A 25,712-nucleotide genomic window follows, 5' to 3' on the forward strand; every position below is an offset into this window, starting at 1 on the left:
GGCGGAAAACCGCCCCGCAGTCCGGAACACAGCAGCCGATTTAGCTGCAAGTGAGATAAGTGTCCTCGAAGCCTTCCATCAACTCGGCCGTGATCGCCTGCATGGACGCGACGTAGTTGTCGACGGCATCGATCCCGGCGAACACCGTGCCGCTGTCGATGAACTTGTCGGTCAAGGCGATGGATTTGAAGGGGGCGTCGGCCTTGACTTCGCAACCTGAACGCAGGCGGTCGGCGACAAAGGATCCGATATAGCCCTGCCCGTATGGGTTCTGCAGCATCGTGCCGTGGACATAGCCGTCGCGGATCGCGTTCATAACGACCTCGTCGTGGTCGATGCCGACCATCTTGATCCGCTTGTCGCCGATCCTGCGCAGAGCGTTCGCCGCAACGACTGCGGGCACCCAAGCGGTGGTGATGATCCCGTCGACATCGCCGGCATGGGCTGCAAGGTAGGCATTGATCTTTTCTTCGGCAGGTTCCGGTGCGTCGATGTCGGCGATGACCTGGATGACCTCGGCACCGGCCTCTTCCGCGGCACGGGCAACGGCGTCAATGCGAAGCTGCGTGTTGGGATCGACCAAGAAGCCGGTGAAATGTGCAATCTTGGCGCCAGGGCCAAGCACCTCGAGCAATTCCTTTGCGCCCAGATAGGCGGAATTCCCGGTATCGGTGCCCATGCAGAATTTGGCTTCCGACGGGTCCTGCAGGCAGCCCGCAAGCGCCAAGACCGGTGCGCCCGTGCCGGCCAGTTCGTTCGCGATGGCGACGGTTCCGACGGGGTCCCCCGGGAACACCAGGAAGGCGTTGTAGCCTTGGGTGACCAAGCTCTCGAGGATCTGATTTTGCATGCTGAGTTCCCATTTCTGGGGAACGCGATAATCCGCCGCGGCCAGTCCAAAGTCGCGCGCGGCATCCTTGCCCGCTTGTTCCCACGCCGCGAAGTACGGGTGCGGTCCGCCCGGCACCAACGCCACGCGGGTCGTGGAGTCCGCAGATGCTTGCGTGGACAGAACGCCAAGCAAGATCGCGGCCGTGGTCGCTTTGAGAACTGGTCTCTTCGTCATGTCTGTTTCCTCCCTATCAGCTGCACAAAATGCGCTGCTTGCCGTGAGATAACATGCTAGTATACTAGTGTGTCAATAGGGATGATTTTCGCCTGTCAAGCGAAGGGACACAGCACATGGATGCAGGTCAAACAGCGGTCCTCACGGGCGCAGCGGGGGCGATCGGGCAGATGACGGCGCGACGTCTTCTGGATCAAGGCGCGACGGTCATCGGCGTCGACCGCGATGCGAGCGGGTTGGCCGGCTTGGCCTCGACATTTGGGGATGCCTTTGTCCCTCTGGTCGCGGATCTGAGCGATGAGGCGGGCATTTCCGAGTGCTCCGACAGGATCACCGGCGATCACGGCTCCATCGCGATCCTGATCAATAATGTGGGTGTCATCTCCCATTCAAAGTTTCTCGAAACCTCGCTCGCCGATCTGCGGCACGCGATGACGGTGAACTTCGAGAGCGCGTACTTGATGAGCCAGAACCTGCTTCCCGGCATGGTTCGCGCCAAGCATGGCCGCATCATCAACGTCTCGTCCTTCGCGGGCCGGTCAGGCGGTTTGCTTGCCGGAACGGCCTATAGCTTGTCGAAATCCGCAATGATTGGACTGACGTTCGCTTTGGCCCGCGAGTTCGGCCCAAAAGGTGTATCCGTCAACGCCGTGGCCCCGGCGTTTGTGCAGTCGGACATGATGTCTTCATCGTTCAAGCGCCCCGAAGACAAGGATAGGTTGCTTGCCTCGATCCCGCTGGGCCGATTGTGCGACCCCGACGAAGTGGCGAGCGCAATCGCCTACCTGGCGTCCGCTCCTGCGGGATTCATCAACGGCGAAGTCATTGATATAAATGGCGGCGTTCAGTGCGACTGAGGATCTTAAACATCTTTCTCAAACGTCTGCGGGTCTGTCCTCACAGCTTCTTCCAGCATGTGGTTGGCACGGCGCAAATGACGTGTCATCGCCTTTAGCGCCGCATCGGTGTCGCGCGCGCAGATCGCTTCTGCCACCTCTTTGTGCTGCACGAGGATCGCCCTTGTGTCCCGTTGCGAATACACGGCGTAGCGGAATCGATCCATGTATAGCTTAACCCGCAACACCTCGGGCCAGACATCCCCGAGCCCGCAATGTTCTGCTATGGCCGCGTGAAATGCCTCGTCGGACTGGAAAAACGCGGCTTCGTCACCGATCTCGGACAGCACCTCTTGCAGTTTGATCTCGCGCTGGATCGCGCTGCACAACGCGGTGTTGTCCTCAAGCTCTGTCGCACGACGGACTAGCGCCAACTCGAACGCCTCCCGCATGAACTGCGACCGCCGAAACGCAGAGACGCGAATGGGGGCGACAGTCGAGCCCCGCTGCGGAACGATATCCAGAAAGCCAAGCGCCTCCAATTTCTGAAACGCCTCCCGGACCGGTGTCCGGCTCACGCCCAGATCCTTAGCGAGCTGCGCCTCCGAGATATGCGATCGCGGCTTAAGCTCAAGTTTCAGGATCATTCCAAGAATGATCTCGAACACCTGATCGGACATCGACTGTCCCGTCAGGCGTTTCGTTATGCTCTTGCTCATGCTCGATCACTTGCCTTTTGGGGCATATTGCCCTTGGGATGGTACCATTCTACAGTCTTCTAGCGACACCGGTATACTAGTATGCCATACAACATGGCAGGAACATGAGGCAAGAGACGACCATAACTGATCTCCCGGCACTCGGGCTTGGATGCGCACCGATCGGCGGGCTTTTGTCCGAGGTGTCTGACGCAGACGCCGCTGGAGTGCGCCCCTCGGGGTGGGCAGATTGAGCGGGTTGAATTGACCGGGAGCGGGCTTTCAGAGGAAGCAAGCCCATGCCGAGACGCAATCGCAGCCATAGCACCGAGTTCAGGCGCCAAGTCGTCGCCGAGTATCGTGCCTGCGAGACCTTGCATGCTCTTGGTCGCCGCCACGACCTTTCGAGAAACCTGATCTGGATTTGAGTCGAGAAGGCGGGGGGGGGGCGGTGCGTTGGATGAAGACGGAGCCGCCGCCGAACTTCTTGCAGACTACGAGGCGCGGCTCTAGAGCGCCTCGTCGGGTGGCAGATGCCCGAGATCGAGTTCTAAAAGGGGGCTGCACGCTCCGGACCCTCGTGGAAAAGCGAGCTTACATCCGTGACCGTCGGCCTGCCGGCCTTTCATCCAGCGGGGGTGCGAGCTGATGCGTATCGCGCGATCCAGCGACTACGCCGAGCCTGCAGGCAAGCCCGCCGACGAGACGATCGTGGCGGCGATCCGCGCCATCACCGATGAGGTCGAGGGCTATGGCTATCGGCGCGTCGATGTCTAACTCCGCCACCGTGGATTTCTCGTCAATGCGAAGAAGGTGCGGCGGCTGATGAAGGAACACGATCTGAACCCGCGACGACGAAGGCGTTTCGTCCGCACGACCGACAGCGATCACGACAGCCCAATCTTCCCGTTCGTCGCGAAAGGGTCCGAAGTTCACGGCCCGGAGCAGCTCTGCGTGACCGACCTGATCTACGTCCCGATCACGGGTGGCTTCGCCTACGCAGCGCTGATCCTGGACGCGTCGTCTCGCCGGGTGGTGGGATACGCGATCGGGCGCAGCATCAATGCGCGCCTCGGAGTGACTGCGCTTCGATAGGCGATTTCCCTGCGCAAGCCGTTGCCTGGATGTGTGTTCCACTCCGACCGCGGATCGCAATACGCCTCGGAGATGCACCGCGATTTTCTTACCACGCACGGCTTCTTCGGTTCGATGAGCCGGCGTAGCGATCCCTACGACAACCCGCAGGCCGAGAGCTTCGTGAAGACGCCGAAGGTGGAAGATGCCTATTTGATGGAATACGAAACATTCGAGGATGTCGCCGAAGGCGTGCCCCGCCTCATCGAGGCCCACAACGAAAGACGCTTGCACTCCGCCTTGGGGTATCTCAGCCCCGCCGAGTTCGAGGACCGCAACGCCCGCACACCTGTCAAAACCGCCGCGTGATCCTGCCCACCCCGCGGGGGGCGCACTCCATACCGGGGTCAAAGTTGCATGCCGATTGACACGCCTTGCAGACCGGATCGATCATTCCGCGAAGGCAATCGAGGACAAGCACCATAACCTAAGCGCTGTGCTCAAGGGGTTGGCTGAAATCTGGCTGACTGGCCTTGCGCCCGCGTTCAATTTGCAGCGCTCGCTTGAGGATGCGGTTCTGCGATGGATGAGCTCGCATCCAGGTTGGATCCTTCGGGCCCCGGACAGCCGACCGCCCACCGACCTTCACGATGCGGGTCAGATCTGCGTTGGGCCGCCACCGACTCTGTGGAACCAGCCCCCACCGCAGGAGTTGGGCCAGATGTTGAGGATCGCCTGGATGGCTGATGTCGCGGGCCGGGACAAGCGCAACCGCGCACTTGGCCGCGCCGGTGAGGCGCGTATCCTGGCGCACGAGCGGTCAACGCTCCGGTCTGCCGAGCGTGCTGACCTGGCGGGCAAGGCTCGCTGGACACCGAAGGAAGACTGCGACGGCGCGGGCTTTGACATCGCCAGATCTGCGCACGATGGCCGGCTGCGGCTGATCGAGATAAAGACGATGAATGGGTGAGCGTGTAGCGCATGATGTCCGAGGGCCCCACCCCGGCTTCGACGTAACGATGATGGCGAGCTACCATCTCGAAGGCTGCGAATGCGAGATAGCTTCAGCCTTTCCGCGATCAGTCGCGAACCAGAGGAGATCGAGCAGTTCTCGATCGTCGTGATCCTGGTCGGAAACAGACGGGATAAGGAGGAGCTGGAAAGCCAACTGAAAGGGGCTCCATCTCGGATCGTCCGCGTGTTCGCCGGGCGACATGCCTATCGACTCTGCCTTCCTCTCGCCAATGGGTGAAGGGCAAGGCCGCCGAGGCCGTCAACGCGTAACCGAACGTTCAGTCCTTGCGTGCCAATGTCCATGATCTCGAACAGCAACAAATCGACGCGGGCCTGCTCATCCGAGGAATAGTTCGTCCCACAGCGGGTCGAATGTCCCTCTCGCCGCCAACGCAGTGGCACGGTTTGAAGGGGAAGGCCCCCGCGACCAACGATCCCAGCGGCAACAGTACAGGTTCTTGGCCAGCTCTTGCCTGAAGGACCAAGCGTCCATCTCGACCTTTCGCCTATCCATGAACATCGGATTCGATACCGGAATTCGGAAAGTTAAGCAGTCAGGCCAATTCTTTTAGGAGCCACTCTGCGCGGGCGATGTGCGTTCGCGCGATCGCAAGCTTTGCCTGTAATCGGCTCTGTTTCTCCACGGAGGGCGTTGCCGCGATTTCGGCCTCCAAGTCGGCCGCCCTTGCGCGAAGCTTTTTCAGGACCTTCTCCACATGGTTCGGCTGGATCTTGCTCGCCATTCCGCTTTCGAGGCGCGCATTATAGTCTTCTACTTTCTCGGCCAGCTTCTTCAGACCCATTTCCGCGCTCCTATTTGACCCCACTCTAGCCCGGCACGCGTTCCTGACTGCCCTGAGCCCGTGTCATCCGACCGACCATCACCCACGTCCGCGCTCCTCTTCGGGAACGGCCTCGCGGAGTTCTTCTTCGTCGAGCGAAAGAAGCCGCTCGACCTCAGCCATCGCGCTCTCGCGTTCGATATAATAGCTGCGCGCGGCTTCGATCAGCTCACGCATCGCCCCATAGGCATAGCCGGAATCGTTCATGAAGGATGTCGCGGCAGTGGCGGTCAGCGCCCCTTTACGGATGAGGCGGTCGACGCGCTGGGACGCCGTGCGTGCGTCCCCCTCGATCTGAGCGCGTTCCTGATCGAGCCAAAGCGCGCTCCGGTTTTCGGGCTCGGTCAAACCGAGCTGCCGGATCTCTATCGCGATCCGGGCGATCTCGGTCCGCAGTTCGTCGTAAAGTTCCGTGGCCGCTCCTTGCCGACGCACGGTGTAGCGCAGAACGTTCTTGCGCAGGTGTTTGATCGATTTCACCGCCCGCACGATATCGCTGGCCACGTCGCGCAGGGCATACACCCGTGCCGCGATATCGGGATCTACCCTTTTGTCGCCGACCCGCGTCGTGAATTCGACGATACCAGCGTAAAGCGTTTTCACCCGGCGCTCGTAGCTTTCATCGAGATCGAGCTCGAACGGCGTTCGGCTGCGGCGCACCAAAGCGGCGACATTGTCGGTCGCAAAGACCTCGTCACGGTGCAGGTTCAGACCATGCAAGATCAACTCCACCGCGTTCTCATAGAGGTGCAGCACCTCCTTGCGCAGCGCGATCTCGATGGTTTGGGGGAATTCGTCCACCGCCTCGTTGAGGTAGCGCGGACGGCTGACATCCGGCAGGGGCTCGATGATGCGGTTTTCGAGAAAGACGATGAGGCGATTAAGCATTGGGAGCATCAGCGCAACGCCCAGCACATTGAAGATCGTGTGAAAGACAGCGAGCTTCATTGCAAAATCGTCGGGAGCGATTCCGACCAAGTCGCTGATCCAATCCACCGTCTCGCGTAGCGGGCTGATCAGAAACAGAGCGACCATGGCGGTCAACGCGTTGAACATCAGATGCGCGAGCGCCAGTCGTTTGCCCTGAAAATTGGCACCCAGAGAGCCGAGGATTGCGGTGATGGTCGTGCCGATATTCGCCCCGATAGCGAGCGCCAGCGCGTTCTCGTAGCTGATCTGCCCGGCGGACAGGGCCGTCAGGATCAGAACCATCGTCGCATGGCTCGATTGCATGACGACGGTCGCGATCGTCCCGACAAGCGAATAGACGCAGAGACCGAGCAAACCCGTCAGTGCGAAGCGCGTCAGGTCGATCTGATCTTTGAAGGTATCAAAACCTTCCTTCATGTGGTGAATACCGAGAAACAGGAATCCGAGCCCGGCCAAGGCGTAACCGATACCGCGCAAGGGTCTGGATTTCTGGAACACCAGAACGATGCTCAGCGCGATCATCGGCATCGCATAGGCCGCGATATTGATCTTCAAGCCAAATCCCGCGACCAGCCATGCTCCGGTCGTCGTGCCGATATTCGCGCCAAAGATGATCCCCACGCCGCCGATCAGCGAGATCAGACCGGCGCTCAGGAAGGAAATGGTAATGACGGATACCAGCGAACTGGACTGCAAAAGCGTGGTCGAGAGTATCCCAAACGAAAGGGCCCGGGCCGTCGAACCCGTCGCGCGCTCAAGAATGCGCTCCAGCGCGCCCCCACCAAAGAGCTTGAACCCATCTTCGAGCATCAGCATGCCGAAGAGAAAGATCGCAACGCCCGCCGCGATCTCCTGCGCGTCGGAACTGACCCAGAAGGTCAGCAGGAGCGCTCCGATGACAAGCGGGAGGTAGTAGCGCGTCATGGCGACGGGTCAGCCCAAAGCGGCACAGAGGCCCCGCGCCTGAGCGCTCTCATCTGATCGGTTGTGCCTGCCACCCTGTGTCTGCCCCCCGGAGTGTTGCAACTACAACACATAACGACGGCATAATCTCCTGTCCTTGATATCGCTCAGTTGGGCGGCGCGCGGCTTGGTGAAGATCAAGCGTCAATCGCGCAGAGACCTAAGGGACCAAGTCGTTTTGAGAACAGAGAAAATCGAGAGCGCAGCGCGGCGCAACCGGGACGAACTATTCCGATTCGGAACCGCGTTGCTGTTCATCATCGGCATCATGCTGTTCACGATCGCCAGGACCGACGGCGGGATCGATGGCATTCTCTTGGTCGCCGCAGCCATGATCGGCGGCTACATGGCGATGAATATCGGCGCCAACGATGTGGCGAACAATGTCGGACCGGCTGTCGGCTCGCACGCCATCACCCTGACGGGCGCCATCTTCATCGCCGCCTTCTTCGAAGCGGGCGGCGCGTTGATCGCTGGGGGAGATGTCGTAGGCACGATCAAGAGCGGGATCATCGATCCCGATCTCGTGGCCGACCGGGACACCTTTATCTGGATCATGATCGCGGCGCTTCTGGCGGCGGCGGTCTGGCTCAACTTCGCGACCGCCATCGGCGCGCCGGTCTCCACCACGCATTCGATCGTCGGCGGCGTTCTTGGCGGGGGGATCGCGGCGACGGGATGGGGAATTGCGGATTGGTCCGTGGTGGGCCAGATCGCGGCAAGCTGGGTGATTTCTCCGCTGATGGGCGGGATGATCGCGGCGGGCTTTCTGTTTTTCATCAAGCGGACGATCACCTATAAGCGCGATGTCCTGACGGCCGCCAATCGCATGGTTCCCCTGCTGGTCGCGCTCATGGCCTGGGCTTTTGCAACCTACTTGATGCTGAAGGGCGTCAAGAAGATCGTTTCAGTCTCGTTTCCTGTGGCCCTGATGATCGGCGTCGTTGTGGCTGGTGTCGTCTTCGTCATCATGCGGCCCTACATCACACGGAAAACGCAGGAACTTGAGAACCACAAAGCAAGCGTCAACGAGCTTTTTACCGCGCCGTTGATCTTTGCCGCGGCCTTGCTGAGCTTTGCCCATGGCGCCAATGACGTCGCCAATGCGGTGGGGCCCTTGGCCGGGATCAACGAAGCCATCACCGGGGGCGGGATTTCCGTAAAGGCCGGAATTCCCCTCTGGGTCATGGCCGTCGGAGCGATCGGAATCGCACTGGGTCTCGCGCTTTACGGCCCGAAGCTCATTAGAACGGTCGGCACCGAGATCACGGAGCTCGACAAGATGCGCGCTTTCTGTATCGCGATGGCTGCCGCGATCACCGTCATTATCGCATCGCAACTCGGCCTTCCGGTCAGCTCAACCCATATCGCGGTGGGGGGCGTATTCGGCGTGGGCTTTCTGCGCGAATACATCAAGTCGAGCTACGCGCGGAAGTTGGAGGAGATCCGAGCCCATCATGCAGACAAAGACCCGGAAGCGGTCGAGGCTTTTCTGGCTGAGTTCGAGGCGGCGGATGTCGCTACCAAAGGCGACATTCTGCGCGAAATGAAGGCGCAGGCGGCGGCGGACCGTTTGCTTGGAAAGCAGGAACGGCGGGATCTGGGGCGCGTCCACCGTGTCGAATTGGTCAAACGCAACCTGCTCCTCCGGATCGCCGCGGCCTGGATCATCACGGTCCCCATTGCGGCAATCCTGTCGGCGATGTTCTTCTTCATGATCCGCGGCATGATGCTGCCGTAACCTGCCCAAGTGAACGGGTTCGGGCGTGGGGTTAATTCGTGTCGGATCTTGGATCGATCGGGACGGTGCTTTCCGGTGCCGGGGGCGGATACTCTTGGGCGCTGCAGAGCCGGAGGGTGTTGCAGTGGCGGCCCGATCTGACGCATCGCGTCGGCGTTGCTCATGCTCTGCACTGCCACACCTCGCGTTGCCGCAGCTTGATGACGATAGCAGTGTCGAATTCCTTCGGTATTCCTACCTCCCATTTCCGGTTGGCGCCTTCCAGCAAGCGACGTGAACCCTACGCCCAACGGGTTCCGTAACGCTGAACGTCCAGTCGGGCACGCCGCACGCCGCGCAGATCGGCGGGGCACTGGGCAGAGCGGGTCGGGTGGCGAGACATGGGGCGTTGGGACTTTCGCGACACTTGCGACACTTGCGACATGGGGGGCCTGTCGCGGCAGTCGCAAGTGTCGCAGCGGGGCGCGCTGCTGGAGTTGGAGTTGCCTCGCCTTCACGGACAGGTTTCAGGTTTGGCCGGAGTTGTCGTGACGGGCCTGGTCACCTGGAACGTGAGTCCGAGGCTCCTCTGAGCAGCACTCGACAAACACAAGACAGATGCGGAACAGATGCGGAGCCCGAGGTAACACATTCAGGTGACGCCGCTGAGCCAGTCCGACCTCGTCCGATATCCCGAAGAGGATTCCGGATCGAGCGCATGGTGCATCTGGGCCCGAAACGCATCAACCCGATCATCGTCGCCCGCAAGGCCGGCTGAAGCAGACCGGGCCACTCCCCCCAAAAGGACTGAAAACATGCATTTCATCAGCCGTCGCGAATGGGCTTTCCTTGCGGCGATCTTCCTTTTCTCCCTCTTTCCGGCTCAGGTCGGGCCGCTGCGGCTTCCCGAACTTCTTGGCGGTGCGGCGATCTTGCTGCCGAACCCTCGCGCTAAGATCGATCCCGTGCCGATCATGCTGCATATCTTGGGCAGTTCGGTTTTCTGCCTCGCGGGGGGCGTGCAGTTCCTGCCGAGCCTGCGGCAGCACCACCCTGCCCTGCCCTGCACCAGAGCCTCGGGCGCGTCGTGGTGGCAGCGGGATGCCTCAGCGCGATCACCGGGCTCTGGATGGCCGTGTCGTATGAATTTCCCGAAGCCCTGCAGAGTCCACAGCTTTACGGGGCGCGGGTCACGCTCAGCATCGCGCTGGTTGCCTTCATCGCATGGGCCGTCGTTGCGATCCGGTCGCGAAATATGGCCGCGCATCGCGCTGCGATGCTGCGCGCCTTTGCGATCGGCCAGGGGGCCTCGACGCAGACCGCGCTCTTCCTGATCGTCATGATCATCTTCGGAACCGAACCGCTCGGCCTCGCGCGCGATCTGACGATGGTCGCCGCCTGGGCGGTCAGCCTCGGCGTTGCGGAGATAGTGATCCGTCGTCCTCGCGAAACCCGGAGCTTACGCACGAGGATCTCCAGCATGCCCTGAGCCGCGCGCCCGAATGCCGACGGGCCTCATCTCCGAAAAGAGGAAACTCCAATGCGCAGGGTCGATACCCACACGCTCCTGTCCAGCCTTTGGCAGTTCATGCTGCTGAGTGTCATATTTCGGGGTTTTCCCTAGCTCGGCATGGCTTGGCATCTGGAGTCCCGGCTGGCCGGCTACCAGAACAGCGTGGAAATCACAGATGAAATCATTCTGATGGCCGGCATCCTTGTTCAGGGGCCGATCGCCATGGTGCTCCTGTCGCACGTGCTCACACGAATATGGCTACCCCGCGCGACCTTCATTGCAGTCCCGATCCCGGCCGCTGGGATGATGCTCGCGCCACCGGCGGACATGAATACTGTTCTCCATCTGGTCATCGAGCGGATCGCCATGCTCGTGCTCCTTTTGGTCGCGTGGCACTGGCCCGCAAACGCCCCGATGCCGGCCCGGCCATGACGACGCCTGAACCCAGGCCAGGCCGGGTTTTCGTGATATCCCGCCTCCGTAGATGCTAGACCATGGGAGTTATCTTCACTGGCCCGTAGGCGGCGGGCGCGTCGACCCATCGACACCCCGACTTCAGCACGAGGACGACCCCGGAGATCACCCGCCGGTCGTCCACCTGCAGCACGCCGCGGATCTTGTCGAGCAGCCGCGGCCGCAGCCGCTCCATCTGCGCTTCCCTCAACCAGAACAAGATCTCGGGCATCCCCCCTCCAGGACGGCCTCCGCGAAGCACGAACAGGCTGACGACGCTAAACGGTTAGTGGGTTCGGGGCCTAGCAGTTCGAGGAATGTGGAAGCAGTCATGAGGCTCGATGGCTGGTTTCACAATCAGTCCAAGCGACTGAAATTTCTCGGGTCCATTTGGATCTGGCGAAATTTCCAAATGATCACAGCAATGGCTCGCTGCAGCGCCACTTGATTTATGCGCATGAATAAAAAAGTATTCCGATAAGGATTGGATGGCAAAGATATTAAGGACAATGACCTGCGCGCTAGTCGCGCTCGTCCTCCTGGGCGTGCATTCCGAAAAAATGGATGCCGGATCGCACTCAGGGGCTGATCGTGCCGCAGAGGTAACCGGACCCAATGGAGACCGGGAAGATAATTTTTTAAACAACTACGCAAAGAGCATCGCTGATGTATTTTCGGAAGAGCCGTCCACTCCCGACAGCAAATTCGACTTAGACTCTTTTGGTCCTGCCGGTTGCGTTAACGCATGTGAACCCTACAAATAGGGATCTGTTCAATTCTATTATGAAGAGGCGGGGTAGTGATGCATCGTCTTTCTCATTTCCACTCCAACCCGCCCTCCACCACCATCTTGGCCGCGTTCGTGAAATATCTTTCCTCGTCCGACATCACGCGTGTGAACTTCGTCACGAACGCGATAGTCGTCATGACCCGCCCGAACAAAGTGTTCGGAGTTCACTCCTAGGCTCCATACCCGATGAGCATTTTCTCTATGGGTCCTGGGTGCACCAGTCTTCCCGAACGCTTTGAAGAGCGGGTCGGCTAAGGGGCACGATTGGATGAGAGATGCAGAACGGGCTCGGATCGCGCTCCTCCTGCCCTGCGGTCAGCGCGGCGCGTCGACCACCGCCGGGTGATCTCTCTGCAGATGCTGCGGTCGGGGGCGCAGTGGCGGGACTGCCCGGAGGTCTACGGCTCTCAAACGACCGCCTACAATCGCTTCACCAGGTGGTCCCGGCAGGGCGTCTGGACTGGGATCTTCGAGGCGCCGACCGGCCAGACGGGATCGACGGGTCGCAGGCGGAGGTCTCGATCGACGCGACCCACGTGCAGGCGCACCGCTCGGCGGCCGGCGCAAGAGGGAAGCCTTCGCGCAAGGGATAGGCCGCTCCCGGAGGCTGCGCCCGAAGGAAATTATGAACATTCGGGCCGTCGTTCGGTTGCTCGGCCGTGAGACATCGCCCGGGTGAGGCAATCAGCGCAAGCCCCTTAACGGGTCAACTCCAGCACGTCGAAATCGCTCTCCAACATCGGCGCGGGGAACAGAACCCTTGCGCGTCTATCGCTGATCAGTTCGACGAAACCGACGTCCGAGGTCACTTGACCGGCCGAGGCGGGGATGTCGCCCGCGTGGTAGGCCTCGTAGGTGATCGGCTCCGCCCCGGCGATGTATCCTACGCCGAGATAGACGAGAGATCCTTCGCTCGGAACGATCCGGCCCCTGGTGAGCTGGGACCCGCTGAGCTTCTCCAGCAGGAGGTTGCCGTCGGCCGTCTCAGTGACCCTGCAGCGGAAGAAGGTGTATACGGTCAACGGCGTAAGGCCGCCCAGCTTCATGACCCGACATTTCCAATCCCCGGTGAGATCGCCTTCGAGAGCGGGGCCGGAAAGCGCTCTCACGAGAGAGGCGATATCGGCCGGAGCGCCGCCTGAGAGCGCCTGCAACATGGCTCCGCCGAAGTGACGCTCGAACTCAACAAGTCGCTGGTAATCACCAGGAGCGATCCGACTGTCCTGCGCGGTGGCAGGTGCAGAGATAAGTATGGCAGCGGCGAACGCTAATGGGCGAATCATGATTGCTTGTCCAAACTTTGGTTACCGAACCTGCTCCCGCGCGAAGTCCTGCTGGCCTGAAGGAGGTCGTTTCATGGCGGCTTCCTCTGGCGCGCCTGATTTGACTGATCCACTTTGATTGTTAGCGCATCACTGGCCTCTATTCCATCAGGCTGACGGTCTCACGAGCCGAGGCCCTGGAGCCCAAAGTACGGTGGGGTCGCTTGGTGTTGGAGTGCTTTCTCCTGCTCTCGATGATGATCTGGGTTTCTTTGAGCCAATAGAGGATATCGCCGTCGCGCAGTTCGGCCCGCATCCCGGCGTTGCCATTCTGCCAGGGCAATCCAGGCTCGATGCAGGCTGATTTCGCGCCGACGGCTTCGCCTCAGGCTCGTGCGTCGTTGGCGACCCATTCCAGTCCGTTGTCGCTTCGAACGAAACCTCTGGGGAGTGCGGTGATCGGGCCCGCAATGGATCATGTCACACCATTGGTCCGAGCGGAAATGGCGAATGCACCGTTCGCGGCCGCCCGGGCATATCGGCCTCGTCCGACATGGTCTCGAACCTGGGCTTCAGGTCATGCGGTCGGTTCGTCAGGGAGAAAGCGGCATCAGCCCGATCTCTCCCCCTTACGCAGGTCGAGAGTTTGCGGGCCGGTGGTTCGATTTCCTTACGGAAACTTACCGGGCCGTGCAGGGGAAGGGATTGAGCCTCCACATTCCAGACGGTCAGCTAGTCGCCGAAGACCGGATGCAGCGATGAAGTCCCGTCCCAGTCGATCCGGACCAGCGACCGGGCAGAGCGACCCTCCGCGTCCACCACCGACAACGTGACGAAGCCCCGGCCTGGCAGGGACACCTGCACCTCGCGCTCCCGCTCGGCGGAAGCAAGCGGGCGACCATCGGCGAGCCAGGTGAAAGGCGCTACACCGTCCCGGACCTTGAGAACCAGCGTTCCGACCGAGGCGAGGACCGCACCGTCCGGCGGAAAGGCTATTGATGGCGCGTCCGGGGCGGGACGGAACAGCGCATCGCGTCCGCGAAAGCGCTGAAGCGGCCGCGGCAGTTGCCCGGTGGCGGCGATCAACGTTCCCTGAGGCGGCGGCGGCAACCGGTCGAGCGCCGGCTTGAGGCGCGTGAAGGCCTCGAAAAGGACCGGAGCGGCGAGCGCTGCACCGAAAGCGCCGGGCACGGACGTCCCGTCGGGGCGCCCCATCCAGACACCGATCACGTGGCGTCCGTCGAAACCGATGGCCCAGGCGTCGCGGTGCCCGTAGGAGGTGCCGGTCTTATAGGCGATCCGGTCAGCGGGCGCGCCCGCTGGCGGAGCGAGGCCGGCGAGGATGTCGCCGACCATCCAGGCGGCTTCGCGGCGCATCAGTTGCCGCCGTTCGACAGGGACAGCCCCCAACCGGTAGCGCAACTCGACCGCCGCGCCCTGCTCCGCCAGTCCGGCATAGAGTTGGGTCAGACCTTCGAGCGAGGTTCCGAGCCCTCCGAGCACCACGGCGAGGCCGGGACGCCGGCCGGGTATCTCGACCGGGGCACCGGCCGCGCGCATGAAGGTCGTCAGGCGGTCGGGCGTGATGGCCTCGGCCAGTTCGACCGCCGGGATGTTGAGCGAGAGTTGCAGCGCGTCGCGCAGCGTGACGGTGCCCCGGAACCCGCCGTCGAAGTTTTGCGGCGCATAGGTACCGAAGGCGACGGGTCGATCCTCGATCAGCGTTTCCGGATGGGCAAGACCCAGATCGAAGGCGAGGCCATAGACGAAAGGCTTCAGCGTCGATCCGGGCGAACGGAGCGCGCGCGTCATGTCGAGATACCCGCCCCGTGGGCCATCGTGATAGCCGGCGGACCCGACCGAGGCCAGGACCTCGCCCGTCCGGTGGTCGGCGACGAGGATGGCGACCGACAGCCGGTCCCCCGCCTCGCGCGCCACCCGTGTGGCAAGACGCTCTAGCTTCCTCTGCGTCTCGGCGTCGATCGTCGTCCGTACCACGCGTTCGTCCGGCGTCTCGGCAATGAGCCGGTCGGCCAGGTGCGGCGCCACGGTGGGAAAGGCCCGCCGCGTGGATGGGACCGGCTCGCGCATCGCGGCCGCGGCGGTGTCGGCGTCAAGCACGCCCGCCTCGACCATGCGTGCCAGCACTCGGTCGCGGGCGGCGATAGCGGCGGCGCGGTTGCGGTCGGGGCGGCGGGTCTCGGGCGACTGCGGCAGCGCGATCAGAAGCGCCGCTTCGGCGGGCGTCAGGCGGCGCGGGTCCTTGCCGAACCAGGCCCGGCTTGCGGCGCGAAGACCCTCGATATTGCCGCCATAAGGCGCGCGTTCGAGGTAAATCGCGAGAATATCCCGCTTTGACAGGCGGCGCTCCAGAGCCAGCGCCAGCCGCGTTTGCCGCAGCTTGCCCTTCCAGGATCCCGTCGGCCCGTCCTCCAGGAGCCGCGCGACCTGCATCGTCAAGGTCGAGCCGCCAGAGACGACCCTCCCCTGCGTCACCGCCTGCCGGACGGCGCGCAAGACCGCCAGCGGATCGACGCCGCGATGCTGCGCGAAGCGTTTGTCCTCATAGGCGACGAGCATCCGAAGGAATGCCGGGTCCGTCTCCTCCGGGGTCAGGGCCAGCCGCCAGCGCCCGTCATCGACCGTGTAGGCGCGAAGCAGGGTGCCGTCCCGCGCAAGCACCTCGGTCGAGGTCGCGATGGCCGTCGGCGGCAACGAGGTGTCATCCACCCACCGATCGAAGGCGTCATGCGCCACGCCGATGGCAAACAAAAGCGCGGCGGCGGCGAAGAACGGCCAAGCCCTCATTCGGTCACGGTCACCGTGCCTGAATCGGTCCGCGCGCGGAACCGGGGCCGGTACATGTCGACCACGCTCGCGGCGGGCTGGTGAAACGTGCCCGGTGACACGGCGCGCACCATGTAGGCGAGCTGGAACGCATCGGTAGAGCGCGTGTTCACGGCGGCGAGGAAGCGGTCGTCGAGGAACGCGGACGAGTCCGTCCCCACCGTATCGAGCCAGTCGAACGCGCCAATATCGCCCGCGCGCAGCAGGTTCGGGTTGTCGATCTCGAACCCGGCGGGCAGTGGGTCGTCCACCATAAGCCGCGCCCCGCCTTCGACCACGGGACTGACCGTCAGGACCGTCACGAGCCGTGTGCCGACCGCCACGCCGTCGGGCGAGACCGGCGTACCGTCGAGCGTGTAATACGCCCGCTCGATCCGGTAGCCCTCACCGCCCGCCGGCTCAGGCGTTTCGGGGATGCCGTAGGTGGTCAGCGTCAGCGTCGTCTCCTGCGCCGAACCGTTGGCGATGGTCTGCGGCGTGCTGATATCGTCGGCGGCGATGCGAACCACCGGGGTCGCCAGCGGCTGGCCGTCGCGTGTCACACTGTCCGATCCGCTGGCGCCGATCAGCGCGTGCGCAGCGAGAAGCGACCAGACCATTTCCTGGGTCGACAGCGCGGTCTCGCGCGGGCTTGCCACCTGGGCCGCGAGCAGATCGCGGTCCACGGCCGCGGACCCGGCCTCGGCTGCGAGGGTCAGCACGCCGGCGGCATCGCGTAGATGCGTGCCATAGTCGTCGCGCCAGCCGACCTGCTCGGCCGTGTCTCTCGCGACGGCGCGCGCGGCACGGGCGAACATCGCCTCCGCCCGCGTCGGATCGCCATAGGCGGCCAGCGCCGCGCCGAGCTGCGCCAGTGCCAGCGGAGACGAGAACGCCCCGGCCTTCTGATCGGCGTAGTAGCGAAGATCGCCGATCACCGCCGCACCTTCGCGCGCCAACACGAGCAACGCATAGGCCAGGTCCGCACCGCCGCTGTCGAAGTCCGGCGCGTAGGCCACCTGATTCCTGAGGTTGTCGATGGCCGCGCGGAACGCGCTGTCCGGCACCTCGAAGCCTTGCGCCCGGGCCCGGCTGAGGAAGTCGGTGACATAGGCGTCAAGCCAGAAATCGCCCGACGACGGATACCAAAGCCCGAAGGATCCGTTCGAGGACTGGTTCTGAAGGACAGCCGTGATGGCCTGCCCAACCCGGTCCCTGAGGCGGTCGCGCTCCACCAGGCCCATCGCCACCGCCACCTCGTCGAGATACAGCAGCGGCATCGCCCCCGACGTGATCTGCTCGGTGCAGCCATAGGGATAGGTGTCGAGCGCATGCAGGAGGCCCGGCCCATCAAGATAGGCGAGCGGCCCGATGGCGAGGGTGGCCGTCCCCGTGCCACTGACGAGACCGGCGAAGACCTGCGCGTCGAGCACGAACGACGCCCCCGGCTCCAGCGTGAAGCGCGAGGTCCGCGCCACCTCGGGCTCGTTCGCCTCGACCGGGATACGCAGCGTCTTGGTCAGCGCCTTGCCGTCTGGCGTCCTCAGCATGACCTCGACCGTCGCAGGTCCGGTCGGGCCCGCGATCAGCGGCACCGAGACGCGGGCCCTGCCCTGCTCCGCCAGTTCGACGATCTCCGGCACCGTGCCAACCGTCAGACCGGTGGCGGTCACCTCCAATGCGTTCGCGCCCGTCGGGCCAGTCGTGTGGGCGAAGTCCAGAAGAAGCCGCGATGTGTCGCCGGGCGCCAGAAAGCGCGGCGCCGAGGCCGTGACCACGACCGGGTCGCGCACCAGCACCCGCGTCTCCGCCTGTCCGACGCCGGTCGGCGACCAGGCGATGGCCATCAGTCGCACCGTGCCGTTGAAGGACGGCAGGTCGAACGCGGTCCGCGCATAGCCGTCCGCCCCGACCGTTAACGGGCCGGAGAAGGAAGCGACAAGCTCCTCGGTCGGCGGCGGGCTTTCCATCGACAGCTGCGCTATCCCGTCGCCGCCCGAGCGCACCTGCCCCGCGGTGCCGCTCGATCCGTCGATGAGCCGCCCGTAGACATCGCGCAACGCGACCCCCAGCCGCCGCTGCCCGAAATAATGTGCGGACGGATCCGGTGTCTCAAAGCCGGTCAGGCCAAGAATGCCCTCATCCACCGCCGCGATCGTGACCCACGCGATCTCGCCCGGCTCCACGCCTTTCACCTTCACCGCGACCGGCAAGGGCCCGCGCGGCTCCGCCACCGCGGCGGCCTCGACCGCCACGGCCAGGCGATGCGCGCCGGGGTCGACCCCCGCATAGGCGAGGCCGAGCGCCCGCGCGGGTTGCCGCCCGGATGGCGCGTCCATGGGCCGGATCACCGATGCGGTGACGTATGCGCCCGCGCCCCATGCGTCAGTCACATGAAGGTCGATCAGGTTCTCGCCCTCGCTCACCTCGACGGCCTTCATCGCGATCAGCCGGTCCGACAGCACCGTGATCAGCGCCTTGCCCTCGAAGCGGGGCACGATCCGAAGCCGCGCGGTGTCGCCCGGCTGATACTCCGTCGCGTCGAGCGACAACTCCAGCGTATCGGGCGAATCCACCGCGCTGGCGGAGGCGAACCACCCCGCCGAGAACCCGACCGAGGACGTGGCGTAGGCGCCGTCAACAGTCTCGACCCGAAGCTCGTACTCGCCCCAGGTGACCGGGACCGAAAACTCGGCTGGCCCCCCGGACAGCGCCGCCTCGCCCTCGGCGACGCGGCTTCGCGTCGTGGTGGGCTCCCAGTTCCAGTTGCCGTCGATCTGATACCACTGGTACCGCGTCTCGACCCGGTTCACGACCCATCGGACGTTCATCGGGGCGGGCGCGAGGTCCGGGCCAAGCCCGATCAGCCGGAAGCCCGCGCTTCCGTTTTCGGCAAGCGTCCCGTCGAACATGGACCGGATGCCGATCACCGGCGCGTCAGGCGTCACCGCCCGCTTGATCGACCTCTCGACCGGACGTCCCGAGCCCTCGGACAGCCGCACGAAGACCTCCGCCTCCAGCGGTCCCGTCGCCTCAGCCAAAACCGGCAGGGTCAGCGGGACGACCGCCCGCCCGTCCCGATCGGTGCGCGCCCCGGTCCGGATCGACGCGAAGGCCTGCGACACGGGCCGGTCGTGCCGGCCGAAGACGAAGCCGGGGAACGCCTCAAGCGTCCGGACATCGCTCAGCTTCACCTCTCCCTCGATGGCAAGGTCCGCGCCCGGCGCGCCGAAGAGATACCGCGCGACGATCGTCAGGTCGGGCCTGTCCGTGGTGTGGATCGCGCCCTCCGGCAGGGCCAGATCGAAGTCGATCCGCTCGGGCAGGAAGTCCTCGACCAGCAGCCGCTGCGAGGCGAGTGCAGGCGCCTCGGGATCCGAGAAGAGGTCAAGCCGCCACGTGCCCCTCGGCGCCGACCCGGCGACCGGCAGAGCGAACACGTAACCGCCCGCGTTCTCGCTCTGCGCCAAGGTGCGCGAATACTCGACGCCGTCGGGGCGGACCAGCACGGCGCTCATGGGAAACCCGGACAGCGCCTCGGCCCGGCCGTCGCGCGCCAGGACCGTGACATGGATCGTCTCGCCCGCGCGGTAGACGCCACGATCGGTGGCGACGAACACGTCGACGGGACCGGCGGCGGGATTGCCCTCGACCCCACGGTCGGAGAGGTCGAACTCGGGATCGGTGAGCGGAAGGAACGACTGATCGTCGCCCAGCGCGGCGGTCACCAATGCCGGCGCGAACCCGCCCGTGCCCCGCGCGAGGCCCGGATCGAACCGCACATGCCCCTCCGCGTCGCTCACCGCCGACGCCAGGATGGCGTTCGACCGCGACACCAGCTCCACGCGGACGCCCGCCGCCGGCGCGGCCGTGGCGAGTGAACGTGCAAAGACGTGCAGCCCGTCATTGCCGGAATAGGTGGCGAGACCGATATCCGACACGACGAACCACTGCATCGCGGCGGCGGTGTCCCAGTCCGGCTCCTCGCCGGGGAGTGAGGCCTGGAGCACGTAGACGCCCGGCGTCAGACCCTCGACGACCTCGCCGAGCGGCAGGCTGGTCGTCACATCGCGGTTCAAGGCGGTGGCAAGCGTGGCGGAGCCGGTCCAGACCTCCTCGGTCAGATCTTTTGCGAAGTTCGACAGCTGCCAGGCGCTCAAAGGCCGCCCGAAATAGTCGTTCCGGATCGCGCCGACGAGGTTGCGGTCCGAGATCCGTAGCAATTTGAGATCGGCCTCGGGCGCATTGACCCCGACGATGGGCACCGCCACCTGCCCCGTCGCGGGCAGGATGTAGCCGCGTCCGGGAAAGCTCAGCTGCGGACTCCGGTCGCGGACATAAAGAACAACCTTGACCGGTTTTATCAACGTCTCGCCCGAGGCGGCGGCCAGTCCGGGACGGAAGGCGACGCTGTAGCGCCGGCCATGCTCCAGCCCCTCGACGCAGATCTGCCGACCCTCGGACGTGACGACGGGATCACCGCTCCGGTCGATGGTGACGAAGGGGGCATAATCCATCCCGCCGGGCCGCAAATCCTCGGAGAACGTGGCGCAGATGCGCGGGCTGGCGAGGTCGCTGTCGACCTGCGTGTCCACGAGGCGGAAGCCGTACTTCCCGAGCGCCACATCCAGGGCATCGCCGACGTCCTGACGCGCCTCTATCGACTGCGCGAGCCGTAGCACCGGGATCATGTCGCGGCCCCGCCCGATCTTTTCCAATGCCTCCGACAGGACCAGAAGTGACCCGACCCGCTCGCCCGGCGAGCGGGCGCGGAGATAGCCCGCCGCCGCAGCGCTGATCGCGTCCCTGACGTCGTCGCGCCCGTGGTCGGATCCGGTCAGTTTCAGCCGAGCGAATTCGGTCCAGAGGGCGGACTCATCCGAAATCGTCAGCGCCGCACCCGTGTAGAGAACCGCGCTTTCGTGGTCGTTCGCGCCACGCGCCCGGCCCGCCGCCGCGACCAGTTCCTCGAGCGTCCATCCCCCCGTGCCGAAGTCCTCGCCGATATCCCGCGCGAACCCGCGCGCCGCGTCGAGAGTGTCGCCGCCGAGGAAGAGAAGATCCTCCGCCCGCTGACCGGCCAGTGTCACGAGCGCTGGATCGGCGATGAACACCTTGGCCGACGAGGCCCCGACAAAGGGCGAAGGCGCCGCAGCGACCGACTTCAGGAAGCAGGCGTTCGCCAAGTGGTTGTAGGTCAGTGCCCGGCACTGCAGGTCGGCGAGGCACGCCGCCCTGCAGCTGTCATACGAGACGTCGAAAAGCGACTGAAAATCGCCGCCGGGAAAGTCGGTGTCGCGCGAGACGGTCAGGCGCCGCTCTGGCAGCGGGTCATCCGGCACGTCGCCTTGCGCGAACGCAGCGGAGGTCAGAGACAAAGTGAAAAGGGCAAAACGGACAAGGTAATTCATTTGATTACGCACCCTCCGAATTCCTATTCTTTGCATGCGAAAATTCAAAGAACAACGATTTCCGCATTGGTCTTGCCCTCTTATAGGCTCCGGACTCATGACCAGGAACTGACGGCTGCGGAGAGAGCGACGTCCGCTCTGCGGTCGTCTGGTGTGGGGCGATCCGGCGACGATCCTTGCGCCTCCCGAACATCCGCTCGATCGCGTCCGCACACCGTTGCCAACGGTTGTAGACCGTTTTCCGAGGCCCGTAGGCGGCGGGCGCGTGACCCCATCGTCACCCGGACTTCAGCACGTGGACGATGCGGCCTGAGCCGCTCCATCCATGCTTCGCTCAACCAGATCAGAATCTCGGACATGGCCACCCTCCTGGATCGCGTCCGTGAGGCACAACCAGGCTGACGGCGCTGGACGGTTCATTGATCCGAGGCCTAGCTCAAGGAGGAGCGTGACTTTTCAAAGAAGGGCGGGAAGCGACATGACCTTCGCTTTCGTCGCGGAGCATCGGCCTATCGGCCCGGTTCGCGGGAGGGGCGAGGTGCTGGGCGTCTCTCGGTCCGAGGTCTATGTCTGAGCCACGCCCGACCTGACCGAGGCGACTGCGCGCCGCAGGCTGCAGCCGGGGTCATCTCCTGAACCCGGAATCGATCCCTCGGGCGGGCACACCCCGCGCCCTCCGACACTTGAGATGCACGGGACAAGCCGCAGGATGGCTCGGGCGTAGATTCTGCATCAAGCGTATCGGATGCGGTGCGTGCCTCCGGTCGCGCTGCTTGGTGCGAAGCGGAGACGCGGATCTGCGCGTAGCGGCTCGGTCTTTTGGCTGCTGCTCCTACCTGAACGACGCCGGTATAGACGACGCGATCTGCGTCGACTGACGCGAGCCACAGGAAGACGCGCGATCATGCGAGACATCGGCTCGGTTGATCGCGGTCAATGTGGGAGCCGCTTACGCCCCCCATGCTAGAACCAATGCGCCAACCGGGAAGATGCGCGTGCGGCCCGATGCCGGTCCATCCGGCGCGAAGGCTTCGGCCGGTCTGACGCTGCTCTGGCGAAACCGACGGTGGGAGGCCGCGATGATCAGAACAAGAGCCTTCCTTGCGGCGGCTTTCTCGGCTGCTGCGCTGCTGTCCAGTGGACTCCCATCCCAGGCGCAAGACGGGTTGAGCAGCTTCGGCAAGCCCGAGATCGACCCGGATCGCGAGTGGACGGTCATGGTCTACCTCGATGGCGACAATGACCTCGAATATTTCGCCCTCTCGGATATCAACGAGATGGAGGCGGGCCTGCCCGAGCGTGGTGTCGAGGTCGTGGTGCTCCTCGATCGAGCGCAGGGCTTCGACGATAGCGACGGCGACTGGACCGAGGCGCGTGTCTATCGCGTCACAAGCGATACCGATCCGGAGCATATCGCGTCGGACGAACTCGCGAGGCTCGGCGAGGTCAATATGGGTGCGCCGGAAACGCTGGCCTCTTTCGTTTCGGCCTCGATCAACAAGTTCCCCGCGCGCAACTATGCCGTCGTTCTCTGGGATCACGGGGGCGGCTGGCGCTCGATGGCGAGCGACCATGACGCGCCGGGGACAAGCAACGGCTATGACGATTTCAACCTCGCCGAGGTCAGCGAAGGGCTCCGGACGGGGCTCGCCAGAACCTCCGTGAAGAAACTCGATATCGTAGGGTTCGACATGTGCCTCATGGCGCAACTCGAAACCGGCTACGAGCTTCGCAAACTGGCCGATGTCCTGGTGGCAAGCCAGGCGGTCGAGCCGGGGGACGGGTGGCCCTACGACGCCATTCTTCCGGAGTTCGGCAAGGAAACGCTGGGCGCCCAACGGCTCGGGGCCGCCATCGTGGAGGCCTATGGCGCGTATTACGGCGCGAGAAACGAGACCGTCGCGACGCTGTCGGCGATCGACCTCGCCGAGATGACTCGCGTGGCCAATGCGTTGGACACGATCTCCACCTCGCTCGCGGGATCGCTCAGCGCGACTTGGTCGGATGTCTCGCGCTCGCTCTTCTACTCCGAGAGCTACTCCGAACGGACTGATGTCCGGCACGGGAACCGCGCTCTAGCAAGCGTGGATCTGCTCGACATGGTCGGTCGGCTTCGCCATTCGGTGCAGCCGTTCCCGGCCGAAGACGCCTATCGCGATCTTGTCGACGCGATGGACCGGGCGGTGATAGCCAATTACCATAGCCCTCGGCACCGGCTGAGCCATGGCATGGCGATTTACGCGCCGCTTCTGAGCGAGCAGTTCAACGAGGACTATGCGACCACGGCCCTTGCCGCGCGCTCGACCTGGACGGGGCTTCTGAAGGACCTGCATACCCGTCAGGCCGAGAACCTCACCCGGCCGGATATCACCTCGCTCCGCATCGTCGACACGCAGACCGGCGAGACGGTGAGCGGCGGGACGCCCGGCGGGGGATTCGGGCTGGAAGCGGTAGTCGAGGGTGAAAACGTGCTCTGGGTGCAGTCGCTCCAGGCGACCCACGACGCCGAAAACGGCGGCCTTCGCATCCTGGAACACAGCTACATCGTCGACCCGGAATACTACAACAAGCAGACCGAAGCCGTGGCGAGCGTGGTCGATCTGATCATGCCGGAGTTCAAGGGCAGCCAGAACACGGTCTCACAGGAATTCGTGGGCCGGCGGTTCTACGTGAGCGACGGAGAGACGGCAGGACTGGCCACTATCGACGGATCCTCGCTCACCGATCTGACGACCGTCGCAGTCCCCGTCCTGCTCGGGCGCGGCGACGAGGAGTATTTCGCCACGGTCTATTTCAACGTGGTGAACTGGTATGCGGTCAGCGTCGTCGTCGAGCTTCCGCAGCCCGACGGCACCGTCGCCTTCCGACAAATCCGCCCGGAGCCCGACGACAAGATCACCCTGCTCTTCGAGTTCATACCGGAGGATGGGGGCGACATGAGCTACCTTCGGGGAGCGGAAATGTCGTGGCGCAACGGGCTGGAATTGATCGTCGGTAACGACGACCCGGGTGAGATCGTCGTGGCGGTGCGGGCGGAATCCATTGGCGGCCTTTCGAATTTCGTCTCCGCCAGCATCGCCGTCGAGGGTTACGACGCGCAGGAGCAGCAGTTCTTCGATCAGGCCAAGGAACTCACGCCGCAGATGCTGCCCGGCAAATGGCGTTGGAACGGTCTCATAGACGGCGAGTGGAAGCCGATCCCGCTCGTCACCGAAATAAGGCCCCACGAGCGCGATCCCTCGATCCTCGTTTCGGTGACGACGAACGACGAAGACGCGGACTTCGTCTTGGGGCCCAGCGAGGTCGTGCTCGACACAAGACTGACGCCGACGCTCCGGATGATCCGCTACGACGACGAGGGCTATCCCCTGGAGTCCGACGTCTACACCCTTCTCGTGTCCCGCTGGGAGGCGGGCTCGCCAAGGATCCTGATGAAGCAACTGGTCCCGAAGGGCTGGCTCATCCTGCTGACCCGCGAAGGCGAACCCCCGGCGGGCCAAACCGCGCCGCAGGGGCAACCGCCAGCGACGCAGCCATCGCCTCCGGGACAAACTCCCGGCACGCAACCTACGCCGACGCCGCAGGCGCCCGCTGCCGTCTCGCTTGCCGGATATTGGCAAGGCACGATGGGCCTCGTCCTGGCGATGAACGACACGAATTACGAACTCTACGAGTATGGCGAGCTGGTCGACGCAGGAACCTACCAGATCGACGGCAACCTGATGTACACCGTCGATTTCTGGGGTGAGAGCTCGGTCTACAACGTCCAGTACTCGGGTAACAGCTTCGCGCTCCAGGACGAGTACGGAGACATCTACCAGTTCACCCGGATCCAGTGAGCTTCGCGGGAGCCGTCCTTATTGGCGGCTCCCTCGATCAAGGCAGGCGCGATGCGGACGCACAGGATCGCCGGTACGCGGCGGCAATGACCGCGCCTGATCGACACCATCCGCCACGGCGCGCTTGGATCACACCGCCGTGCGGGCATGGTCCTGGTCGACACCGGTTCCGCGATCGAAGTCTTGGCCAAGGACCGTTCATAAATCTGGTCAGCCCTATTAGGCTCCGGCGGCGTGTCCGCCCTTGTGAGGCCCGAGACCAGAGTTAAGGCGCGTGCGGCTCGCGGGGGAAGGGGCCGGCAGACCTAACGCGATGACTTCAGTCCGGCTCGCCTGTGCGAGGCCGGTGAGCTGCGCCCACGATGCTCTTCGAGGCTAAGCCGCGTCGTCCAAGTGCAGGCGGTCAATGATCCGTTCCACCATCTCGATGTCGGTGAAGATGGCATGAAGGCGGGGCTCAATTGCCGATACGGAG

Annotated in this window: 19 protein-coding genes and 1 pseudogene; 11 read left to right on the plus strand and 9 right to left on the minus strand. The window is 64.0% G+C overall.

Annotated features, from left to right (window positions below; genetic code table 11):
- Positions 1–40: 40 nt before the first annotated feature.
- Positions 41–1,066, minus strand: a complete 1,026-nt coding sequence (locus DTQ71_RS21190) for a sugar ABC transporter substrate-binding protein (RefSeq protein ID WP_109566298.1) — start codon at positions 1,064–1,066, stop codon at positions 41–43.
- Positions 1,067–1,182: 116 nt separating this feature from the next.
- Here DTQ71_RS21190 and DTQ71_RS21195 point away from each other — a divergent pair, with 116 nt between their 5' ends.
- Positions 1,183–1,923, plus strand: coding sequence for an SDR family NAD(P)-dependent oxidoreductase (locus DTQ71_RS21195; RefSeq protein WP_109566299.1), 741 nt, complete (start codon positions 1,183–1,185; stop codon positions 1,921–1,923).
- Positions 1,924–1,928: 5 nt separating this feature from the next.
- Here the strand turns inward: DTQ71_RS21195 and DTQ71_RS21200 are convergent, their stop codons facing one another.
- Positions 1,929–2,621, minus strand: a complete 693-nt coding sequence (locus DTQ71_RS21200) for a GntR family transcriptional regulator (RefSeq protein ID WP_109566300.1) — start codon at positions 2,619–2,621, stop codon at positions 1,929–1,931.
- A 627-nt stretch (positions 2,622–3,248) separates the two neighbouring features.
- Here DTQ71_RS21200 and DTQ71_RS24715 point away from each other — a divergent pair.
- From DTQ71_RS24715 to DTQ71_RS23695, 5 genes are all read left to right on the plus strand, one after another.
- On the plus strand, positions 3,249–3,377 hold the full coding sequence (locus tag DTQ71_RS24715) for a hypothetical protein (RefSeq protein ID WP_281271266.1): 129 nt from the start codon (positions 3,249–3,251) through the stop codon (positions 3,375–3,377).
- A 36-nt stretch (positions 3,378–3,413) separates the two neighbouring features.
- A complete protein-coding gene (locus DTQ71_RS21210; RefSeq protein WP_170125527.1) occupies positions 3,414–3,695 on the plus strand; it encodes a hypothetical protein in 282 nt (93 codons plus the stop codon).
- 33 nt (positions 3,696–3,728) lie between these two features.
- Positions 3,729–4,043, plus strand: a complete 315-nt coding sequence (locus tag DTQ71_RS21215) for an integrase core domain-containing protein (RefSeq protein WP_109566302.1) — start codon at positions 3,729–3,731, stop codon at positions 4,041–4,043.
- Between the two features lie 352 nt (positions 4,044–4,395).
- A complete protein-coding gene (locus DTQ71_RS23265) occupies positions 4,396–4,644 on the plus strand; it encodes a protein NO VEIN domain-containing protein (protein ID WP_146204913.1) in 249 nt (82 codons plus the stop codon).
- Between the two features lie 81 nt (positions 4,645–4,725).
- Positions 4,726–4,926, plus strand: coding sequence for a hypothetical protein (locus DTQ71_RS23695; RefSeq protein ID WP_170125528.1), 201 nt, complete (start codon positions 4,726–4,728; stop codon positions 4,924–4,926).
- A 316-nt stretch (positions 4,927–5,242) separates the two neighbouring features.
- Here the strand turns inward: DTQ71_RS23695 and DTQ71_RS21235 are convergent, their stop codons facing one another.
- Positions 5,243–5,491, minus strand: coding sequence for a hypothetical protein (locus DTQ71_RS21235; protein ID WP_109566305.1), 249 nt, complete (start codon positions 5,489–5,491; stop codon positions 5,243–5,245).
- A gap of 78 nt (positions 5,492–5,569) precedes the next feature.
- Positions 5,570–7,384 carry a Na/Pi cotransporter family protein gene (locus DTQ71_RS21240; protein ID WP_109566306.1) on the minus strand — a complete coding sequence of 605 codons (1,815 nt, stop codon included), beginning with the start codon at positions 7,382–7,384 and terminating at the stop codon, positions 5,570–5,572.
- A 166-nt stretch (positions 7,385–7,550) separates the two neighbouring features.
- Between DTQ71_RS21240 and DTQ71_RS21245 the strand changes: the two genes are divergently transcribed.
- The 3 genes from DTQ71_RS21245 (at position 7,551) to DTQ71_RS21260 (ending at position 11,088) form a co-directional block, all read left to right on the plus strand.
- Positions 7,551–9,164, plus strand: a complete 1,614-nt coding sequence (locus DTQ71_RS21245) for an inorganic phosphate transporter (RefSeq protein WP_211317172.1) — start codon at positions 7,551–7,553, stop codon at positions 9,162–9,164.
- Positions 9,165–10,233: 1,069 nt separating this feature from the next.
- Positions 10,234–10,632, plus strand: coding sequence for a DUF2306 domain-containing protein (locus DTQ71_RS24460; protein WP_245947686.1), 399 nt, complete (start codon positions 10,234–10,236; stop codon positions 10,630–10,632).
- Between the two features lie 141 nt (positions 10,633–10,773).
- Positions 10,774–11,088, plus strand: coding sequence for a hypothetical protein (locus tag DTQ71_RS21260; RefSeq protein WP_109566309.1), 315 nt, complete (start codon positions 10,774–10,776; stop codon positions 11,086–11,088).
- 73 nt (positions 11,089–11,161) lie between these two features.
- On the opposite strand, the pseudogene DTQ71_RS21265 reads toward DTQ71_RS21260, so the two are convergent.
- Positions 11,162–11,341 (minus strand): annotated as a pseudogene (locus DTQ71_RS21265) (transposase); the annotation flags it as partial.
- A gap of 822 nt (positions 11,342–12,163) precedes the next feature.
- On the opposite strand from DTQ71_RS21265, the gene DTQ71_RS25000 reads away from it, so the two are divergent.
- A complete protein-coding gene (locus DTQ71_RS25000) occupies positions 12,164–12,562 on the plus strand; it encodes a transposase (RefSeq protein ID WP_407066422.1) in 399 nt (132 codons plus the stop codon).
- A 35-nt stretch (positions 12,563–12,597) separates the two neighbouring features.
- On the opposite strand, the gene DTQ71_RS21275 is transcribed toward DTQ71_RS25000, so the two are convergent.
- The 4 genes from DTQ71_RS21275 to DTQ71_RS21290 all read right to left on the minus strand — a co-directional run bounded on the left by DTQ71_RS21275 (position 12,598) and on the right by DTQ71_RS21290 (position 21,398).
- Complete coding sequence (locus DTQ71_RS21275; protein WP_109566311.1) at positions 12,598–13,182, minus strand: DUF4893 domain-containing protein; 585 nt, start codon at positions 13,180–13,182, stop codon at positions 12,598–12,600.
- Between the two features lie 139 nt (positions 13,183–13,321).
- Positions 13,322–13,516, minus strand: coding sequence for an integrase core domain-containing protein (locus tag DTQ71_RS21280; RefSeq protein ID WP_109566312.1), 195 nt, complete (start codon positions 13,514–13,516; stop codon positions 13,322–13,324).
- A gap of 377 nt (positions 13,517–13,893) precedes the next feature.
- Positions 13,894–15,969, minus strand: a complete 2,076-nt coding sequence (pbpC, locus tag DTQ71_RS21285) for a penicillin-binding protein 1C (protein ID WP_109566313.1) — start codon at positions 15,967–15,969, stop codon at positions 13,894–13,896.
- Entirely contained in the window at positions 15,966–21,398 is a 5,433-nt protein-coding gene (locus DTQ71_RS21290) for an alpha-2-macroglobulin family protein (RefSeq protein ID WP_245947684.1), read from the minus strand. Before DTQ71_RS21290 ends, pbpC begins: the two co-directional genes overlap by 4 nt.
- 1,079 nt (positions 21,399–22,477) lie before the next feature.
- Here DTQ71_RS21290 and DTQ71_RS21295 point away from each other — a divergent pair.
- Positions 22,478–25,237: a clostripain-related cysteine peptidase gene (locus DTQ71_RS21295; protein WP_170125530.1), complete on the plus strand. Its 2,760-nt coding sequence runs from the start codon at positions 22,478–22,480 to the stop codon at positions 25,235–25,237.
- Positions 25,238–25,712 lie beyond the last annotated feature (475 nt).

The sequence above is a fragment of the Jannaschia seohaensis genome (genome assembly GCF_900116765.1).
GTDB classification, from domain to species: domain Bacteria; phylum Pseudomonadota; class Alphaproteobacteria; order Rhodobacterales; family Rhodobacteraceae; genus Jannaschia; species Jannaschia seohaensis.

Excerpts from the sequence above, each read along its gene's own strand:
- DTQ71_RS21190 (WP_109566298.1), bottom strand. The coding sequence starts at position 1,066 with ATGACGAAGAGACCAGTTCTCAAAGCGACCACGGCCGCGATCTTGCTT.
- DTQ71_RS21195 (WP_109566299.1), top strand. The coding sequence starts at position 1,183 with ATGGATGCAGGTCAAACAGCGGTCCTCACGGGCGCAGCGGGGGCGATC.
- DTQ71_RS21200 (WP_109566300.1), bottom strand. The coding sequence starts at position 2,621 with ATGAGCAAGAGCATAACGAAACGCCTGACGGGACAGTCGATGTCCGAT.
- DTQ71_RS24715 (WP_281271266.1), top strand. The coding sequence starts at position 3,249 with ATGCGTATCGCGCGATCCAGCGACTACGCCGAGCCTGCAGGCAAGCCC.
- DTQ71_RS23265 (WP_146204913.1), top strand. The coding sequence starts at position 4,396 with ATGTTGAGGATCGCCTGGATGGCTGATGTCGCGGGCCGGGACAAGCGC.
- DTQ71_RS23695 (WP_170125528.1), top strand. The coding sequence starts at position 4,726 with ATGCGAGATAGCTTCAGCCTTTCCGCGATCAGTCGCGAACCAGAGGAG.
- DTQ71_RS21235 (WP_109566305.1), bottom strand. The coding sequence starts at position 5,491 with ATGGGTCTGAAGAAGCTGGCCGAGAAAGTAGAAGACTATAATGCGCGC.
- DTQ71_RS21240 (WP_109566306.1), bottom strand. The coding sequence starts at position 7,384 with ATGACGCGCTACTACCTCCCGCTTGTCATCGGAGCGCTCCTGCTGACC.
- DTQ71_RS21260 (WP_109566309.1), top strand. The coding sequence starts at position 10,774 with ATGGCTTGGCATCTGGAGTCCCGGCTGGCCGGCTACCAGAACAGCGTG.
- DTQ71_RS21275 (WP_109566311.1), bottom strand. The coding sequence starts at position 13,182 with ATGATTCGCCCATTAGCGTTCGCCGCTGCCATACTTATCTCTGCACCT.
- pbpC (WP_109566313.1), bottom strand. The coding sequence starts at position 15,969 with ATGAGGGCTTGGCCGTTCTTCGCCGCCGCCGCGCTTTTGTTTGCCATC.
- DTQ71_RS21290 (WP_245947684.1), bottom strand. The coding sequence starts at position 21,398 with ATGAATTACCTTGTCCGTTTTGCCCTTTTCACTTTGTCTCTGACCTCC.
- DTQ71_RS21295 (WP_170125530.1), top strand. The coding sequence starts at position 22,478 with ATGATCAGAACAAGAGCCTTCCTTGCGGCGGCTTTCTCGGCTGCTGCG.